This window comes from Vibrio ichthyoenteri ATCC 700023, assembly GCF_000222605.1.
Classification (GTDB): Bacteria; Pseudomonadota; Gammaproteobacteria; order Enterobacterales; family Vibrionaceae; genus Vibrio; species Vibrio ichthyoenteri.
Genome location: NZ_AFWF01000284.1, coordinates 26,081 through 45,164 on the forward strand (window position 1 = coordinate 26,081; position 19,084 = coordinate 45,164).

Genomic DNA, 19,084 nt, shown 5'->3' on the forward strand with positions numbered 1-19,084 from the left:
GGAAGAGTGTATGCGTGGTATCTGCATCGGTTTAGTAACGTTGGCTTTGATTGGTTGCGGTAATAAGTACAACCAATTTTCTGATGACATCGTGGAGAGAAAATCTCATTGGGATATTCCTAAACCTCGCCATGGCGAACTTACAGAGCAAGAAATGGATATGGCTCGAATTGCCTGGAAGTATTTTGAGAATAATTACCAAGAAAACACTGGTCTGGTTAATGCGGTGAACAATTACCCTTCAGTGACATGGTGGGATGCTTCTTCGTATCTTGCGGGAATGGTCAGTGCTTATGAACTAGGTATTATCAAAAAAGAAGAGATGGACTCGAGATTAACTCGTTTCCTTGCCACGCTGAATAATCTTGATCTTTTCCGTGGTGAGCTACCTAATAAAGCGTACAACACACAAACTGCCGCTAAAGTGGATTATGGTAATCAACCGGGTGAAATTGGTTACTCAGCACTGGACTTAGGCCGTCTGATGATTTGGCTGCACATTGTGAAGCATCGTTATCCTGAATTCGCCACCAGTATTGATTCTGTCGTACTAAGATGGAATTTTTGCAATATTATTGACGAAAATGGCACTATGTTTGGAGCATTGCTTGAACCTGGAAAAGATGTTCAGTATCTCCAAGAAGGACGTTTAGGTTATGAAGAGTATGCCGCGAAGGGCTTCCAGCTATGGGGCTTCAATGTTGAGCAATCTCTGCTAGCTGAACCGTACTCAACCATCAATTTATTTGGATACGACGTACCGTACGACACCAGAGACCCGCGAAAACTCAAAGCTCATAGTTACGTTGTAACGGAGAGCTATGTGTTAGATGGCATTGAACTTGGATGGGATACGGTCGATGACCGTTCAGAGCATGACAATTCCTATTCTCATCAATGGATGGCAGAGTTTGCCTTGCAGATCTATCGTGTTCAAGAAGAGCGCTATAAACAAACCGGTATCATTACCGCTCGCACAGAGCACCAGCTTGCTGGAGCGCCTTATTTCGTTTACGACACTATCTATACCGATGGCTTTGCTTGGAACACCATTTCAGAGGTGGGAGATTTCCTTCCGCAGTTCTCCGCCGTAGCGATTAAAGGCGCGATGGGAATGTGGGTTCTATGGGACACCGAATACACCGATTTACTTTTTGACCACGTATCGACGGCCTATGATCGCGAGAAAGGCTTTTATGAAGGGATATTTGAAAATGGCAAAGGGTTGATCAATACCTTTACGTCGAATAACAACGGCATCACGCTAGAAATATTGCTGTATAAAAAACAGGGCAAACTTCTTAAATATAAAGATGATGTCGCTCCGAGCTTATGGGAGAGGGCGCTAGAGTCTCCATTTGGTTACGAAGGTCAATGCCTACCGCGTAAGAAAATAGAGCCTGTACAGTAGCGAGGCGCTCAATGCTAAAGAATGTCGTGGTATTAGCGTTAATCCTCTGTTTATCAGCGTGTGGTGTTATTTATCAAAGCGTAAACGATGGATTTACCGCCCTTAATCATTCGCAAATGGTACGTCAAGGTCGTCACGGTGACTTGACCGAAGAAGAGCTGGCATGGGCAGCGACAGCGTGGAAATACATTAAGAATAATACCCAACTCTCAACCGGTTTAGTCAATAGTCTTGATAACTACCCGACGACGAATATGTCAGGCGTAGCCGATTACCTCATTGCGCTATTAGCGGCGAAAGAGTTTGGTTTTATTACCAACAAAGAGTATGACGAACGGCTCTCGTTAGTGCTGAGCTTTCTCAATAAAATGCCACTTAGTCAAGGGCAAATCCCGAACAAGGTCTACAGCACTCAACATGGTCAAATGGTGAATTACGGTAATCAACCGCAAGATATTGGTTGGTCATCGTTAGATGTTGGCCGGATATTAATTGTGTTGGCGATAGTGAAGCGCCACTCGCCTGAATTTTCAGAGTACATTGATAAAGCGGTATTGCGTTGGAACTTCTGTGAGCTTATCAGTGCAGATGGGGAATTGTATGGTGCGGTGGTTAACGACGGTCAGGTTCATCGCTACAAAGAGGGACGCTTAGGCGTTGAAGAATATACTTCTTATGGTTACGTTGATTGGCATATTGTGCCTAAAAAAGCGATCAATATTGAACCTTACGATGTGGCAACGATTTATGGTGTGGATCTGATTTTTGATGGCCGTGACCCGCGCATTTTCAACGTACTTCGACCTGTTTATAGCACGCCATATTTATGGATGGGACTAGAGTTTAATTGGGATGATATCGGTGACGATAGCTCTAGTGATGCCACACATACTAACCAAACTCTTTCCGCTATGGCGGATGCGGTTTATTTGGTGCAAGAACGACGTTGGGAAAATGAACGTATTTATACTGCTCGCGGTGAACATGTCGTCTCGGGTGAGCCTTACTTTGTTTACGATGCAATATATGGGCTAGGTACTCCGTGGATCACGCTCGCGGAAGATGGGTCTTCTCATGACCAGCTCGCATTGGTATCAACGCGTATTACCTTTCAAATGTGGGCTCTGTGGAAAACAGAGTATACCGAGCGATTAATGACGTTAGTGAAAGAGCTGTATGACCCACAAAGAGGCTGGTACGAAGGTCGCTTTGAACTCACCAGTGCCTATGAAAAAAGCTTAAGTTTAAAAACTAATGCAGGGGTGTTAGAGGCCTTACTTTATAAGCAACGTGGTAAATTGTACCAGCGTAGCAGTGATAAAGAGTATCGGGATGTGAAGTTTAATTCGCGATTTGATCACCCTGGCAACTGTTTAGTTGAGACATTTCGATGAAAAAACTAATTTTATTATGGTTACTGCTTTATCTCCCCTCTGGCTGGGTATTTGGTCAGGAAACCCTGCATAAATCGGTGATTAATACGCTGGTCACTCCAACATTATTGTTGGGACAAGCGCGTTATGCGCAAGCGGCGGAGAGTTTTCATCAACAAAGCAATATTATGCTAACGCTTGAACGTAAACTCGGAGCAAAAGCGATGTGGCAAGCTGCAGGATTGGCGGAAGGGTTAGCGGCTATCGCAGCAGAGAAAAATCGTGATGCAATCGCCTATGAATATTGGGCGAATAGCGTTCGCTACTTTTTAATGTCGGGTGCAAATTGGGAGCAATTGCAAAGTAAGCTACATCAAGAGTTTGAGCAGTCGAGCACTCGGTTACAGGTCAACATGGCGCCTGGTGATACCGGGTCATCCATTGATAATACCTGGCTAGAGTTGTTTTCTTTGGTGGAGGTTTGGCAAGACAAGCTTGGGTATTTTTCTTATCGCTCCCCATCTTCTGATCTGGCAAATCAAGTGGAGCAACAAACTCAAATTTATACGCAAGGCTCCACGGATAGTGGCGCTAAAGGATCGCAATTACGTCAATATGTGCCAAATCAGCCATTGCAGCTTAATGAGGCGTTTAAAGAAAAACAGGCATTCAGTCCAGAACAAAATACAGCAGCACCAGCAAAGAAAAATGCCACTCCTGTGACGGCGCGCAGTGTGCCTGTTGTGGCGACAAACCGCCACCAGCAAATGGAGAAACAGCTAAAAACACCCCCTGCCAAAGCACTACCACAAGCCATGCAAGATAATACCCAGACATCGGTCACATCCCAAACGACTTTGGTACAAGATCAAGTGGTCATTGCCACGCCCATCGTTGTTGATGGTGAGATAATAGAGCAAGACCACGCCAACTTAGGCAATAAGCAAGTGACTCACCCAGATATACAAACTGAGAGTGAAGATAAACTGATATCAAGGGGGATAATTGGGTCAGAGAGTAGCCAAGGTGTTGAGGCGAGTCAGCGTCGAAGTTTTGCGCCAAATCCAGAGTAACAACGGTCAATTTAGCGGCTTTGTCGCGTGCAAAGATTGCGTTTTGCATTACGCTTATTAAATACAAAAAGTAATCGGCAGTGTGAGTTCATGTTTAAATTTACCAGTATCATGTTGTTGTGCGTGCTCATTGTGCCGTTGAGTGTTCATGCCCAATCTTTTCAAGACGATCTGACCAATCTAGATAGCAGTAAATGGTGGGTAGCAGATGGTTGGGAGAATGGTTTTCCATTTCTAAATCGATGGGAAAGCAAAGCCGTTTCATTTAATAACCGTGGAATGAGCATCGCGTTAAAATCGGATAAAACGCTTGATGAACAAGGCCAGCGCACGTTTTATTCCGGCGAACTCCGCAGCCACGATTACTACGCTTATGGCTGCTATGAAATTGACATGAAGCCGATTCAGGCACCAGGGGTGGTAACTTCGTTTTTCTTGTTTGCAGGACCATATGATAAGCCTGAGGATGGCAGTGGCCTGCATAATGAAATAGACATCGAATTTTTAGGTTCCAATACCAATATGGTGCAACTCAATTTTTGGACCGATGATGACGATTACGCGAATACCCATGAAACACTGATTTTTTTAGATTTTGACGCATCCCAAGCGTTTCATCGTTACGGTATTTATTGGGGTAAAGAGTATTTAGAATGGTTTATTGATGGTAAATCAGTATTCAAGGTCAAGAACAATAAATTTGATCCACTGCCCAATGCAGATCATTCCAAATTGCGCGTCATGGCTAATGTATGGGCAACCAACCCTGAAATATCAAATTGGGCAGGTGTGTTTAAACAAGATCAAAAAGCGCGCTATAAGGCGAAGTACCGTAATTTTTCTTATCAACAAGATACAAATTGCGAGCCCTAAGTTCACTGATGCGCAATCGTCAGTGTTCGTCTGGAACGGCCAGTCGCTTAGATGCCGACATTTACTTGATGCCGACAGCTTCTTAGATATCAACAGCTACTTAGATAGCAATCCTATCGCTGTCCTGAGGGGGTGACGTTAATTTCAAACCGTCATTCAGCAAGGAAAGTTAGTCAATTAACTTGTATTCAATTACATGCATACTACCTTTTAAAGACAACTTATAAATACATAACGTCAGTCTAAGGTAACAGTATGGATACATCATTAGCGCATGCGCTTGATCTTATGCATCAAGCAAGCGTAGATTTCGATCTTACCGATAACTCACATCAAACTCGTTTGCTCAATCTCGCAGATAACCTTCTAGATCTTGAAGATCTACAGCTCCGCCATCTGAAACAACTCTCTGAAACTCATCAGGCGCCGCTAGAGTTTCAACTCGCTCTCAAGTTGGTTGAATCTCGCCAAAAAATTCTATCACTGACCCAGCCAGTTAAAGTGGGCGCGGTGTTTGCGATGTGGGGTGAACATAACCGTTTGCAACCCAAGAGCAGCAACAACCCTAACGGGGAAGATTCACTACGCATAAAAATACGTCAGCTGCAATGGGCAACCAAAGGCTCACAAGTCGAGTGGCAGTTGTATGCCGTTGATGATGGCTGTCCTCACGATAGTGCGCACATTGCGAAACGCATTACCCATCAGCAGCCAAGAGAGGTCAATGAGCAGGTTAAAGTCTTGCAACTTTCAATGGCGATACCGAGTAAATCAGGGCCACTTAATGGATTAGATAGCGTCAATGATTCACGTAAAGGAGGAGCCATCATTTTGGGCTGTGATTATGCACTCTCCGCTGGCGTTGATGGCGTCGTCTACACTGACGCTGATAATTCAGTGCATCTTGGTCAACTAGGGCTGATTCTAGATCCATACATCAATCAATCGAAGCAAGTGGTGTTAGGCAATCGTAAACATAGAGACTCCATTTTGGTGAAACAAGAGGAGCGCTGGGGGGTAGGGATCAAAACACTGCGTCATATGCAGCGTATGATTGGTGCGCAGATTTTTGATCAAGGAATAAAAGATACCCAAGCGGCGTTTAAATTTTATAGTCGTCCAGTGTTAGAAAAAATCTTACAAAAACCGACGGTCTATGACTTCTCATTTGATACCGATTGGATTTTCGCTGCGATGGAAATGAACCAACCTATCACCACAGTACCTTTTGCATTTATTGATTCGGCAGCTGAATCAGCGTCAATTGTGCAAGGTCCGATGACGACGTGGTATGTACTGTTAGATGGCTTAGTCAAGGCTGCAAAAGCACGTAAAGCGGCCTATAGCGAAGATATGGCAGATGTGTTCATCAAAGAAATCGATTCACATAAAGATTTGGAGCTGCTCATTGATGTGCTACCGCCGGAGTTAGCTGTTGCTTCCGATGCAGATTTAGGTAAACCAGAGGTAATGTCTCCGCAATCAGTACGCAACTGGATTATCGCAGCTAAGTCACTGCATGCGCAGGGGGCTTAGTGTTGGCGCGCAGAGTGCGCTGGGGATAAGTTCACTTGCGCTTATCAAAAAAATCGGTTGATCTTAGGATCAACCGATTACTTATGGTGAAACAGTTTAATGTCATTAATGAGGCTCTCTTTTGTCCTGTGTTTCTATATTGAGAGAGGCTGCGTAGATCATTTCAAGTTCTTCTTGAGTAACAATATCTGAGATCCGCCGCTGTTGCTTACTCTCCTCTAAATAAGCGATAAGTTGCTGTCTTTCTCCGACAGAAAGCAAATCTATCGTTTGATACATCATTCTTTTTGCTTCTTTATCCATATAAACCTCCCTAGTTCATCCTGTTGAGGATAGGGGCTAGGTTTTGTACATCACATTCTATTATTTAATGTCGATAACGAGAATGCTGCTGGTGGCGCAACAGTGAAACCATGTTGCTTACCTGTTGTGATCCAGTTGTGCCAATTGGGTGGCAAATCGAGCGTCGCTAATTCGGATACAATGCGTCTGATCTGATTGGTATCGGATTGATTTGAGTCATGGCTATAGGCATGCAAAAACTGAATTTTCGCCTCACAAGAGTGTGGAAATTGTTGCACAAATGCTTGGCTCAATAGGCGTTCGTCTTTTGCTTGGTAGTGCTCTGGTGCCCTGGCATTTATTTGGAAGGGGTTTTGTGATTGTCCTAACGGTTGCATATTCGCCCCCCGAGCTTTGAGTACATTAACCAGAGAAGCATGAATTTCATGCTCACCAAACAATTCGAGTGCGGGCAAAAACTCCATCAATAATATCGGAGGGCATTCGAATAACTCATCATAGAAGCTTGCCATCGCTTGCATGAGCTTTTTATGGCCAAGGCTGTCATTATTTTCATCAATCAAAATATGACACTGGAACAGATGGTGTAAGGCCAACAGTTGCTGTGCGCGTTTTTGGGTCAGTTTTCGTCCAGCCAGTTGGACAAATTTATTCGCGTGTTGCAATACATCCGTTTTAGCACTGGTGCTCTCGGTCAACTGGTAAACATTTTCTAGAGATTGAAAATGCTGTACGACACTCTTTAACCAATTGATATCGGCTAAAGACATATGTTTTGCGTATATCTGGCCTATTTTTAACAGTTGATTACGCTTGTTTGCCACCGCGGTCAAATGACTTGCTCTGGAGGCTCGCTCACCAATGCTGGGTGTTAGCTCAAACGCTTTGTTGGCCCATTGTGCGGCATTGCTGGCTTGATTTGATTCTGCATAAAGTAGAGAAAGAGTGTCCATTACTCGGATCGAAAGCGGATTCTCAGTTAAAAATGAATGGAGCTCTTCAATCGCTTGCTGGGTGTTATTGTCGCGATGCAGCAGGTGGGCGATGGCACACATTTTAGAGGCGTGGCACTGAGTAGATGAAATGGTAATGTAAGCGTCAATCAGTCCCCACTTGTTTTTACTCATCCAATGTTCAAGTAAATAAGCCTCAAGGCTGATATTAAAGCCTGAGCGGTTAATCATCTCAAACAAGTTACTCGCCGATAGTGTTTCTCCGGCAATGATGGCTTGGCCTATTTGTGCCAGCTTTTGGGTTTCTCTATGAATGACACTGAGTTTTTCTGCCAAAGAAGTATTGCTAAGAGGTTTAGTGACAAAGTGACGGACTTTGCCAGAAAGGGCGGTCAGAACGGTTTCTTGTCTCGCATCGCCAGATATCATCAATACGCCAGTGGTATCACTAATTAAGCGATTACGATAAAGCAACATAGCCAATTCGTATCCGGTAAGATGTTGCTCTAAGTGATAATCGAGAATCAACACATCAAACTGATGCGTTTCGATGGCTTTGATTGCATTTTGGTAGCGTTCTACCGTGATGATCTGCTCGTGATTGACCCCAAGAGCGACGAGTTGCTGCTTAATTAAGAGCAGAGCGGTGCTGGAGTCATCGACGATGAGCACGCGCATATCTTTTAAAAAGCTGGTATTAACCTTTCTCAAGAGTGCCTCCCAAGCTAAGCATTGTTATAGGTATCCTTCCCTATATTACAGGTTAGTCTACGAGTTTCATATTTGCCATACACTTACATTTTAAATGGTTAGATAACATGCGTATTGGTTTTGTTTACTGATGGCCATTGAAACCATAAAGAGCACTCTAGGTGCTCTTTATGGTTGATCAATCAAACCAGTCTTAATGGCCAAGAATTGCAATGTTAATGAGCAATGTTCATTGTGAGCTGTAAATCCAATTTGAGTGGCGACAGTTTATCCTTTAGTAAGCGCTTTGCTTTTTCGACTTCAGCTAACTCAAGATGCTTATTGTTACTGTGAACATCAATATTTACCCAAAGTTCTTGGCCCACTTTAGCCACACCAGCTAACTCAATGTGCTGTGAAAATTGTTTATCGACATTGTTGACTTCAATATCTACTGCGTTATGAATTGCGTCACTTGGTGTCATTAATAACAGCTCTTTCATTGCTTGTTTTAGCATCTCATATGGCACTTTAATAAAGTAAAATGACATCAGGATCATCATCATTGGATCGGCGTAAACGTTAAGGTGCGCATAGGGTGTTAGTGTCAATAAAAACGCCACTACAAAGCCAAGAGTTACAGCAACACTTAATAAGGTATCCATTTGCCATTGTTTGGTCTCGGCATGGATCAAACCAGAAGAAAAGCGTTTTGATTTGTTGGCGATATACCACCAGCCATAACCACAACCAATTACATTGATCACACCAAACAGCGCAGCAATAGAGGCATTGACCTCACGGCCACCGGTGATTAGTGACATGACCGCCGAATAGAGTGAGTAGCCAACGATGGCAAGAATCACCAAGCCCTTAATGGCAATAACGATCGGTTCAATCACGGCTTTACCAAATTGGAATTCGCCTTGTGATGGGCGGCTGATATAACGAGATGCAGCGAGTGACAATAATGTTAGCAGTAGGCTAACCAAAGAGTAGACGCCATCAAAGACAATAACCAAAGAACCCATGATAAGGCCAAGCACGAGTCCGCTTGCTGCAAACCCTGATGCGAGAAGGGCTGAGAAAGTTAAGATTCGCTTTTCATTTAAGCTTGTTTGGGCACACATGGTTGAAATTCTCCTTAGAACGTCCTTCTATTCTTGAGATTTTCCGCCATTTTTACAAATGCATTGTCGGTGTCTTAGAGGGGGATATGAACAAATTTTTATTAAACCACATAAAAACAATATCTTAAGTTAAAATGTTGGTGTCAAAATAATTGTCGGTGGGTGATTTTTGATCTTTTGTGACGATTAAAAATGTCAATCGATGATTCTTTGTTCGGGGTGTAGCTAGAAATCAAATAGATATTCATTGAGCTTATCGGCTATCCATGTCATTCCAGGATGTTCTTTCATACTGACTAAAGAAAACATGCAATAGTCTTCTTGAGTTAGGCCATAGGTGTGTTTGATCACGGCAAGCTCTTGGCTACGTAGATGATGACGGATGAGCGGTTCGGGTAAGACCCCCCAAGCCCCTTCGGTTAGAATTGAGTTGAGAATATAGTCAAAGCTAGAAAAACCGATGTGTTGCAGTGATAGCGGCTGCAGCTCAGGGTTGTCTTTTTCGTTAAGGTAAACCATCACCGCTTGCATGCTGTTACGTAGTTCACCATCGGAAACGCGGCGTAACTTACTCAGAGGGTGGGTGGCATTGCATACCGACATCATACGAATTTTGCCAAGTGGTTGAGAGGTGATGTGCGGATCGTTAATGCGTTCGTAATCGACACCAAAGGCGAAATCGACTTGTCCGGTCACCACTAAATTGGCCAAATCGCCAGAGGAGGCTAAAACCATGTTGAATGAGGTGGCTGGAAAGCGTTTATTAAGGCGATGGGCAAGGTCTTGCCAAAGTTCATCGGGAAGTGAGTCATCACGAGCAATCCATACTTCCGCGTTAAATTCTCCGCTGGCCTGAACACAAGTTTGGCGAATACGAGATTCTGTCACTAATAAATTCTGGCAATCTTTGTAGATTGCCTTGCCTGCTTCTGACAAGAAAAGATGGTTGCCTGAACGGATAAATAATGCCGTATCTAGCTCTTTCTCAAGTGCTTTTATCGACATGCTGAGTTTGGTTCGATTGCAATCTAATTGTCGCGCCGCTTCCGAGACAGACCCCGTATCGGCCACGCTACAAAACGCTTCGATTTGCGATAAGTTCATATGCGTCGCTTTTCTTCAATTTGGTACGTCATGGTAAATTAATTTGCGCCAAATGTCTGTTTCCACTTAAAAAGGGGTGGCGTATAATAAGGAATACACTTACCTTTGCGGTGAAAGCAGTTTAAAGGAGACCACAATGGCGATCAATTGGGATGAATGTGCGAGCACGTGGGACAGCGATACAGCAGCAATGACTTATGCTGAGAGTGCATTTTCTTCTCTAATTAAGACGGTAGATTTGACCAACAAACATGTATTGGATTTTGGTTGCGGCACAGGGTTGCTGACGCAGAAAATGTCACCGTCGGTTAAAGATATTGTAGCGCTCGATGGCTCAGAAGGCATGATCGAGCAGTTGGACAAAAAAGCACTGGATAACGTAGAGCCTGTGGTCGATATGCTTACCCGCGGGTTAGTTGCTATGCACCCTGCGTTTCGTAACCAATTTGACTTAGTTGTGGCTTCATCGGTTTGTGGATTAATTCCCAACTACTCAGATGTTTCTGACATTATATACAGCTTGCTGGAAAAAGGAGGCCAATTCGTTCAATGGGATTGGTTAGCGAGCGATGAAAGCGAGTCTCAAGCGATGACTGAGGCGCGAGCTGAGCGTGTATTGTCAGGGGTGGGTTTTAGTGATGTGCAAACATCAGTGCCGTTTGAAGTGGTTACGGAAGAAGGCACGTTTAAAGTGCTAATGGCTATCGCGACCAAATAGCAATGCTGCCACCATTAAGTAACGATTGGCGATAAACACTATTTCAACGTGCTGATCGCCAAATCTGCTCAATCTCTTTAAGAATGTCTGGGTTAGCAATTGCGCCCAGATTGTCTATTTTTACGCCACACAATAATTGCTTAACCGCCAACTCAACCAGTTTGCCCGACTTGGTTTTTGGCATCTCACTGAGTGGTAAAATGTACTTGGGAACATGCCTTGGCGAGCATTGTATTTTCAACGTTGTTTTGATCCGCTCGCGCAGTGAAGTATCTAACTTTGTACCTTTAGTAAGCTGCACAAATAACACAATCATTTCATCAGACTCAACTTGATATCCTACTGCTAGAGAGTCCATTATCTCTGCCAATGTGTTCACTTGACGGTAAATCTCGCCGGTGCCAATACGCACTCCTGCAGGGTTTAATGTCGCATCACTTCGTCCATAAAACACCATTCCGCCATGGGGTGTCGCCTGCACATCATCACCATGGTGCCACACGCTATTAAAACGTTGCCAATAGGCATGGTGATAACGTTCTCCATCATCGAGCCAAAAGCCAATAGGTTGATTGGGAAAGCTATTGCAGCAGACTAACTCACCTCTTTGATCCACAATGCGCTCGGCTTGTGCGTTAAATACTGCCACATCCATGCCGAGCGCTGCACCTTGGCATTCACCGCGATAGACGGGAGAAATGGGATTACCGAGAACGAAGCAGCCACAAATATCCGTGCCACCGGAAATGGAAGCTAAGTGGATATCTGTTTTGATCTGTTGGTAGACGTAATCAAACTGCTCTGGATAGAGTACCGATCCTGTTGAACACAGTGTTTTCAATGCAGGCCATTGACTGATGCGTTTAGGAGACACTCCAATTTTAGCGATGTACTCGAGATATTTGGCCGAAGTGCCAAACAAAGAGACCTGCTCGCGCGCGGCCAGTTGCCATAAACGCTCCGGATCTGGGTAAGTCGGGCTGCCATCATAAATCACCAAAGTGGCACCACTTGCCAGTGTAGAGACATGCCAATTCCACATCATCCATCCGCAAGTGGTGTAATAGAATACCCGCTCACCAGGTTGAATATCACAGTGCAGTTGATGCTCTTTCAAATGATTAAGTAACGTGCCGCCGACATTATGCACAATACATTTGGGTTTACCTGTTGTGCCGGAGGAATAGAGGATAAATAGGGGATGGTTAAAACTCACCAAGGTGTAGGTGATATCTTTGGCTGAAAAATGCCTGCTCATCTCAGACCAATGAATGAGATTGTATTTGTTTCTATTCTCTCGGCAATTCGAAGGGTGGCTGTGATCTCTATCGATCACGCAAACAGCAGTAAGAGTGGGTAAGGCGCATGCGATGGCTTCATTCTTTTCTAATAGTGGAAAGTGCTTACCAGCAAAGCATGTCTCATCGGCACAAAATAGCACTTTGGGCTGCACTTGCCCAAATCGTTCAATGACACTCTCAACCCCAAAGTCTGGTGAGGTTGAAGTCCAAATTGCACCAATACTCGAAGTCGCAAGCATCGCAATCACCGATTGGGGGCCATAAGGCAAGTAGGCCGCAACCACATCACCTTGTGTCACACCCTGAGCTTGCAGCCACTGTTGAACAATTGACACATGGAGGGAGAGTTGCTGCCATGTGAATGTTGTGCGCTCTCCATCTTCACGTTCAAAGATCATCGCAAGCTTTGTTTCGCAATCTTGATTGTCTTTACTCTTTGGTATGCGCGCTTCACCAGCCAATAGATTTTGCGCGTAGTTGAGTTTGCTATCGGCAAACCAGGTCGTATCGCGGTTTTCCACCACATCTTGCCATTTGGCATCTAGGATTTGGCGTGTCCGCGTTCCTTTAAGCCCTTGTACATGGCAAAACTGCCAAATCGATTGCCAAAATTGCTCGCTGTGAGTGACAGACCAAGCGTGCAGAGAGGGGTAGCAACCGAGGTTTTTGGCTGATGGAAGATCAGATTTTATGGTGTTTAGGTAGTGGGTTAGCAGAGAATTTTCAATTCTTCGTTGACTGGGTTGCCAGCATAAATCGTCGTAAAAATCTGCCATGTCTGTTCGCTCAATCCATCCAAATCCTATTTGAGTATTGAAACAACGCGACAAAAATGCAAATCAGCATCTTACTGAATTAATGAGAAAATAATTTAAGTGTAAATAAAATATTACGCAATGTGGCAGCAAATATCGGTTTCAGTTTGTCGTAATAGCGGCTATTCCATAAACTTTAAAAGGAAGTACGTTTACTCAGGCTATCTCATCGCAATGACAGCGTCAGAGGGGCGAAAAGGATTAACATAGGCATGGTTACAGGGAGAGTGGGTTATGACTCAGTATCACTCAAAAGCCGTAGATGAAACGGGTCGGGTTGCATGGAGTGAGGAAGAAGACGCCATTTGGCATGATTTAATGGCTAGGCAACTTTCGTTGGTTGAAACACATGCATGCCAAGAATATCTAGCAGGCTTAAAACTGCTTAACCTCCCTCGTGATCGTGTCCCTCAATTGTCTGAAATAAATAACGTTTTATTGGATTCTACCGGCTGGCAACTAGAGCCAGTGGCAGCCTTAATTAGTTTTGACCGCTTTTTTGAATTATTGGCGAGGCGTCGATTTCCGGTTGCGACCTTTTTACGTTCACGTGCAGAATTCGACTACTTACAAGAACCCGATTTTTTTCATGAAGTGTTCGGTCATTGCGCCATGCTGACCAACCCCAACTTTGCTCATTTTACCCATGTTTACGGTCAGCTAGGCCAAGCGGCGCAACCGGAGCTAAGAGCATATCTTGCCCGTCTATACTGGTTTACAGTTGAGTTTGGTTTGGTCAAGGAAGGGGAGGCTTTAAAAATTTATGGTGGGGGAATATTATCTTCTCCTGGAGAGACCATTGCTGCATTAGCGCAAAATGATGTCCAGCGAGAAGCATTCAATATTAATCGCGTGCTGCGGACGCCATATCGTATTGACATAATGCAACCAATTTACTTCGTTTTAAGTGATATTGACCAACTCTATCAACTGAGTCAGCTAGATTTAATGGCAGAGGTTGAACGTGCGTCTTTAGATGGCCTCTATCCACCTCTTTTTTTAGCTAAGGAATTTGACCATGTTCAATGAGCTTAACCTGAATGAACAAACACTTGATGAACTGCGTTGCGAAGCGTGTAGTGATGATGCCATTGCGCTCAATTACGATCAGCAGCAAGCGTTATTAGCACTGTTGAATGAGTGGCATATTGAAGAGCGAGATGGTATCCCTCAACTAGAGAAGACATTCAAATTTAACAATTTTCTCTCAGCGTGGTCATTTGCTAATCGTGTCGCGGAAATCGCGGAAGAAGAATTCCATCACCCTGCTATTTTACTTGAGTGGGGTAAGGTTACGGTAACGTGGTGGAGCCATTCAATTAAAGGCCTGCATAAGAATGATTTTATTTGTGCAGCAAAGTGCGATGAAATCACGCCATAGTGGATAAGGCTGTCTTGTCTTCAACAATATCTTAAAGATTTCTATTTGATGCCGATATAGAAGTTAACTCTAATTCTTATCGGACATCGGTGAATGAAAAAAATATTGATGCTCGTCCTTTTGCTGGTCGGTATAAGCCTCGCAGGGGGAGGCTACTATGTGTTCTATTACAAACCTGCGGAAGAAGAGGCGGCACGTTTAGCCGAATTGGCCGCTCAACCCCCGGTGGTCGAAGTGACGCAACAAGCGCCAAGTCAAGCGCCAGAACCGATTGTTGAGCAAACGGATTACTATGTGAACCCGGAAAAGCTCGGTGTACGTGAGATGCCATCTAAAGATGGCTTCATTGAGTCTGAACTTTACCGAGGGGATAAGGTTCATGTGTTGGAGAAAAAACAAGGTTGGGCACGCATCTCACCTTATTATGTCTACAACGAAGGGGAACCAGAGGTCGCGGAATGGATTCCAATGGACGCGTTGCTTGCAGTCCCTCCAACCATAACTCAAGAAGAAAGAGTAAAAACCATTAGCAGTTATGTTGAAGGTTCGGATGATTTCAAATTGCATTTTGATGTATTCATTCAAACGACGGATGATCTGATCCAAGAAGGGATCTGCTTACCTCCTGATTTTGAAGAGTTGAAAGGCTGGGTTCGCTCGGTGAAATATCAAAATGATGTTTATTTTGTTTACTGTGGTGGTTTAAAGCAGGCCAACAAAATCTACCTAAATGTTCAAACAGGTAAGATATTTTATCGTTAGTGTGGTTGTTTTTTTCTGTAATAAGCTTATGATTTAAAGGAGGTTTACATTGTAAATCTCCTTTTTTGTTTTTACTTTTCAAACAGGTATAATGCCCAAGCATTTTTAGCCACTTAGGCTTTCTCACTATAAGGTAGGTAGGATCATGAAGTACGATTGGATTCTGTTTGACGCCGACGAAACCCTGTTTCATTTTGATGCATTTAAAGGTATGCGCTTAATGTTTGAGCGCATGGGCGTTGATTATACTCAAGATGATTTTGCACAGTACCAGCAAATCAATAAACCGCTTTGGGTGGATTACCAAAACGGCACAATTACCGCTGATGATATTAAGCACATTCGTTTTAAAGGTTATGCCGAGCAATTTAATACCACGACAGCAGCGTTAAACAGTGCTTTCTTGGATGCGATGGCCGACATATGCAGTATGATTCCACAAGCGAGAGAGTTACTTGAGGCACTGTCAGGTAAAGCCAAACTGGGCATTATCACCAATGGTTTTACCGAGCTACAACAAGTGCGCTTGGCTAAAATGGGTTTAAGTGATGTCTTCGCACAGGTTGTGATCTCGGAAGAAGTCGGTGTTGCAAAACCTGATGCAGGTATTTTCGACTATACAATGGAAAAAATTGGTCAGCCTTGTAAAAGTAAAGTGCTAATGGTCGGTGACAACTTGCATTCCGACGTTCTCGGTGGTGTGAACTATGGCATCGACACATGTTGGTTGAACCGCACTGACGAAGAACATGACCCACAGATAGTCCCTAACTATACCGTGTCTTGTTTAAGCCAATTGCAAACCATTTTGCTGGCGGATGTCGCCTAACAACAAAATGGAATCGACAACCGAAAGGACGCTTAAGCGTCCTTTTTTGTCATTAAGCACAGTTGTAACGTAGTCTTTAAATAACAATTTGTGAAATATAATGACATTCTTTCCCGTGTTAAAATCAATTAATACCCCTTTTTAGTGCGACATACCCCTTTAGGGTAGTTCAAAGCTGTAATTGATTTACATCATGTATTAATTATTCTTCATAATTGAGAATCCAATTAGATAAAATAATGATTGGAATTGATTATGAGCAAGCTCAAGCTAGTGATCGTCGGTAATGGCATGGTTGGTCATCGCTATATCGAAGATTTGGTTGAGAAAACGGACGTCTCACAAATGGAGATCACCGTTTTCTGTGAAGAACCGCGCGTCGCATACGACCGTGTTCACCTTTCTTCTTACTTTTCTCACCACACTGCGCAAGAGCTTTCGTTGGTGAAAGAAGGCTTTTATGAAAAGCATGGCATCCAAGTCTTGCTGGGCGAGCGTGCGATTAACATTAACCGTCAAAACCGCATCGTCTACTCATCAACAGGTCGAGAAATTCAATACGATAAATTGATTCTTGCGACCGGATCATATCCATTTGTTCCCCCTATCAAAGGTAACGAAGGCAAAGATTGTTTTGTTTACCGTACTATCGAAGATCTTAAGCAAATTGAAGCGACCGCAAAAAATAGTAAGAGCGGCGTCGTCATTGGTGGCGGCTTGCTTGGCCTTGAAGCGGCTGGGGCGGTGAAAGCGCTGGGAATGGAAACACATGTGGTTGAGTTTGCGCCTAAGCTGATGGCTGAGCAGCTTGATCAAGCCGGTGGTGATCAATTACGCCAAAAGATCGAACGCATGGGCGTTAACGTTCATACCAGTAAAAACACCCTTGAGATTGCTCCGGAAGGCATTGGTTCACGAAACGTGATGCGTTTTGCGGACGGTACCGAATTGGAAACAGACTTCATTGTTTTCTCGGCGGGTATTCGCCCACAAGATAAGCTCGCTCGTCAAATGAATCTTGAGATTGCGCCGCGCGGTGGTGTTGCCATCAACGATTTCTGTCAAACCTCAGATGAAAATATTTATGCCATTGGAGAATGTGCTTCATGGAATGGCACCTTCTATGGTCTTGTCGCTCCGGGCTACAAAATGGCCACGGTTGCTGTAGACCATCTGCTGGGCAATAGCAGTCAGTTTGAAGGCGCTGATATGTCAGCCAAGTTGAAACTGCTTGGCGTGAAAGTCGGCTCGATTGGTGATGCGAACGGCCGAACTCCAGGTTGTAAGAGCTACGTTTACCAAAATGAAGAACAAGAAGTTTACAAACGTCTGATTGTTTCAGCCGACAACAAAAAATTACTTGGCGCAGTGATGGTGGGTGATACCGCCGACTACGGTGATTTGCTGCAACTCATGTTAAATGAGATTGACTTACCAGAGTATCCTGATGCCTTGATCCTTCCAGCGCACGCTGGCGCGGAAAAACCAACATTGGGGGCGGACTCATTACCAGAATCTGCCGTGATCTGTTCATGTTTCGATGTAACCAAAGGCAAGATTGCCCAAGCGGTCGCAGCGGGTCATCACACTATCGGTGATATTAAAGCCGTGACAGGTGCTGGTACAGGCTGTGGTGGGTGTATCCCTCTTGTGACCTCGGTCCTTAATGCCGAACTGGCAAAATCAGGCATCGAAGTGAAAAATGATGTGTGTGAGCACTTTGCTTATTCACGCCAAGAGTTGTTCCACCTAATTCGCATTGAAGAGATCAAAACCTTTGAAGAATTGCTTGAGAAGTACGGCAAAGGTTACGGCTGCGAAGTGTGTAAGCCATTGGTTGGTTCCATCTTAGCGTCATGCTGGGGTGAGCACATTCTTAAGCCGCAATTGGTTAAATTGCACGATACCAACGATAACTTCCTAGGCAACATCCAAAAAGACGGCACGTATTCCGTTATACCACGTATGGCGGGCGGTGAAGTCACGCCAAAAGCTCTCGGTGCACTGGCTAAAGTAGCCGAAGAGTACCAGCTTTACACCAAGGTCACTGGTGCTCAGCGTATTGGCTTATTTGGTGCACAAAAAGATGATCTACCAGAAATCTGGCGCAAGTTGATTGAGGCCGGCTTTGAAACGGGGCAAGCGTATGCCAAGGCTTTGCGTATGGCAAAAACCTGTGTTGGCTCAACGTGGTGCCGCTACGGTGTGCAAGACTCGGTTGGTCTTGGTTCATTTATTGAAAATCGTTACAAAGGTATCCGCACTCCGCACAAGATGAAGTTTGGTGTTTCGGGCTGTACTCGTGAGTGTGCGGAAGCGCAAGGCAAAGATCTTGGCATCATCGCAACCGATGCTGGCTGGAATATGTATGTGTGCGGTAATGGCGGAATGAAGCCGCGTCATGCCGACTTACTGGCGAGCGATCTTGACCGTGAAACGCTTATTCAATACATCGACCGTTTCATGATGTTCTACATCCGCACGGCAGCACCACTGCAACGTACGTCGGTCTGGATGGAGAATATGGAAGGCGGTGTGGATTACCTTCGTCAAGTCATTGTGAACGATAAGCTTGGCATTAACGCTCAACTTGAGGCCGATGTTGCCAAGCTGGTGGGTGAGTTTGAATGTGAGTGGACGGCAACCATCAAAGACGAATCTCAATTAACGCGCTTTGCCCACTTCATTAACTCGGACAAGCGTGATGAAAACGTCGTGTTTGTGCAAGAGCGTGAGCAGCATCGACCAGCGACGTTCACGGAAAAACACCCTGAAGTGAAAGGCGACATTCTACATGTCACGCTCACTGAAACCACGACTGAAGCATAAGGA

At 44.4% G+C, this 19,084-nt stretch carries 16 protein-coding genes; 11 read left to right on the forward strand and 5 right to left on the reverse strand.

Annotated features, from left to right (window positions below; translation table 11 throughout):
• The first annotated feature begins 10 nt into the window (after positions 1-10).
• From RH85_RS18920 to RH85_RS18940, 5 genes are all read left to right on the forward strand, one after another.
• Positions 11-1,411, forward strand: a complete 1,401-nt coding sequence (locus RH85_RS18920) for a DUF3131 domain-containing protein (protein ID WP_006714333.1) — start codon at positions 11-13, stop codon at positions 1,409-1,411.
• A gap of 11 nt (positions 1,412-1,422) precedes the next feature.
• A complete protein-coding gene (locus RH85_RS18925) occupies positions 1,423-2,805 on the forward strand; it encodes a DUF3131 domain-containing protein (RefSeq protein ID WP_006714334.1) in 1,383 nt (460 codons plus the stop codon).
• Positions 2,802-3,857 carry a hypothetical protein gene (locus RH85_RS18930; RefSeq protein WP_006714335.1) on the forward strand — a complete coding sequence of 352 codons (1,056 nt, stop codon included), beginning with the start codon at positions 2,802-2,804 and terminating at the stop codon, positions 3,855-3,857. Before RH85_RS18925 ends, RH85_RS18930 begins: the two co-directional genes overlap by 4 nt.
• A 90-nt stretch (positions 3,858-3,947) precedes the next feature.
• Positions 3,948-4,730 carry a family 16 glycosylhydrolase gene (locus tag RH85_RS18935; RefSeq protein ID WP_006714336.1) on the forward strand — a complete coding sequence of 261 codons (783 nt, stop codon included), beginning with the start codon at positions 3,948-3,950 and terminating at the stop codon, positions 4,728-4,730.
• Between the two features lie 255 nt (positions 4,731-4,985).
• A complete protein-coding gene (locus RH85_RS18940; RefSeq protein WP_006714337.1) occupies positions 4,986-6,266 on the forward strand; it encodes a glycosyltransferase family protein in 1,281 nt (426 codons plus the stop codon).
• Positions 6,267-6,371: 105 nt separating this feature from the next.
• Here the strand turns inward: RH85_RS18940 and RH85_RS18945 are convergent, their stop codons facing one another.
• The 4 genes from RH85_RS18945 to RH85_RS18960 all read right to left on the reverse strand — a co-directional run bounded on the left by RH85_RS18945 (position 6,372) and on the right by RH85_RS18960 (position 10,446).
• On the reverse strand, positions 6,372-6,569 hold the full coding sequence (locus RH85_RS18945; protein WP_006714338.1) for a hypothetical protein: 198 nt from the start codon (positions 6,567-6,569) through the stop codon (positions 6,372-6,374).
• Between the two features lie 50 nt (positions 6,570-6,619).
• Positions 6,620-8,233, reverse strand: coding sequence for a response regulator (locus tag RH85_RS18950; RefSeq protein WP_006714339.1), 1,614 nt, complete (start codon positions 8,231-8,233; stop codon positions 6,620-6,622).
• A 215-nt stretch (positions 8,234-8,448) separates the two neighbouring features.
• Complete coding sequence (locus tag RH85_RS18955) at positions 8,449-9,342, reverse strand: cation diffusion facilitator family transporter (RefSeq protein WP_006714340.1); 894 nt, start codon at positions 9,340-9,342, stop codon at positions 8,449-8,451.
• A gap of 225 nt (positions 9,343-9,567) precedes the next feature.
• On the reverse strand, positions 9,568-10,446 hold the full coding sequence (locus tag RH85_RS18960; RefSeq protein ID WP_006714341.1) for a LysR family transcriptional regulator: 879 nt from the start codon (positions 10,444-10,446) through the stop codon (positions 9,568-9,570).
• 136 nt (positions 10,447-10,582) lie between these two features.
• Between RH85_RS18960 and RH85_RS18965 the strand changes: the two genes are divergently transcribed.
• Positions 10,583-11,164 (forward strand): class I SAM-dependent DNA methyltransferase, encoded by a 582-nt coding sequence (locus tag RH85_RS18965; RefSeq protein WP_006714342.1) that lies wholly within the window; start codon positions 10,583-10,585, stop codon positions 11,162-11,164.
• A 43-nt stretch (positions 11,165-11,207) separates the two neighbouring features.
• Here the strand turns inward: RH85_RS18965 and RH85_RS18970 are convergent, their stop codons facing one another.
• Positions 11,208-13,241, reverse strand: a complete 2,034-nt coding sequence (locus RH85_RS18970; RefSeq protein ID WP_006714343.1) for an acetoacetate--CoA ligase — start codon at positions 13,239-13,241, stop codon at positions 11,208-11,210.
• A gap of 273 nt (positions 13,242-13,514) precedes the next feature.
• Here RH85_RS18970 and phhA point away from each other — a divergent pair, with 273 nt between their 5' ends.
• The 5 genes from phhA (at position 13,515) to nirB (ending at position 19,081) form a co-directional block, all read left to right on the forward strand.
• The gene (gene phhA, locus RH85_RS18975) at positions 13,515-14,309 is read left to right on the forward strand and encodes a phenylalanine 4-monooxygenase (RefSeq protein ID WP_006714344.1); all 795 of its coding nucleotides are present in this window, start codon (positions 13,515-13,517) and stop codon (positions 14,307-14,309) included.
• Positions 14,299-14,661, forward strand: a complete 363-nt coding sequence (locus tag RH85_RS18980) for a 4a-hydroxytetrahydrobiopterin dehydratase (RefSeq protein ID WP_006714345.1) — start codon at positions 14,299-14,301, stop codon at positions 14,659-14,661. Before phhA ends, RH85_RS18980 begins: the two co-directional genes overlap by 11 nt.
• A gap of 108 nt (positions 14,662-14,769) precedes the next feature.
• On the forward strand, positions 14,770-15,423 hold the full coding sequence (locus tag RH85_RS18985; RefSeq protein ID WP_039949370.1) for an SH3 domain-containing protein: 654 nt from the start codon (positions 14,770-14,772) through the stop codon (positions 15,421-15,423).
• 145 nt (positions 15,424-15,568) lie between these two features.
• Complete coding sequence (gene yjjG, locus RH85_RS18990) at positions 15,569-16,252, forward strand: pyrimidine 5'-nucleotidase (RefSeq protein ID WP_006714347.1); 684 nt, start codon at positions 15,569-15,571, stop codon at positions 16,250-16,252.
• A 255-nt stretch (positions 16,253-16,507) separates the two neighbouring features.
• Complete coding sequence (nirB, locus tag RH85_RS18995; protein ID WP_006714348.1) at positions 16,508-19,081, forward strand: nitrite reductase large subunit NirB; 2,574 nt, start codon at positions 16,508-16,510, stop codon at positions 19,079-19,081.
• Positions 19,082-19,084: the final 3 nt, after the last annotated feature.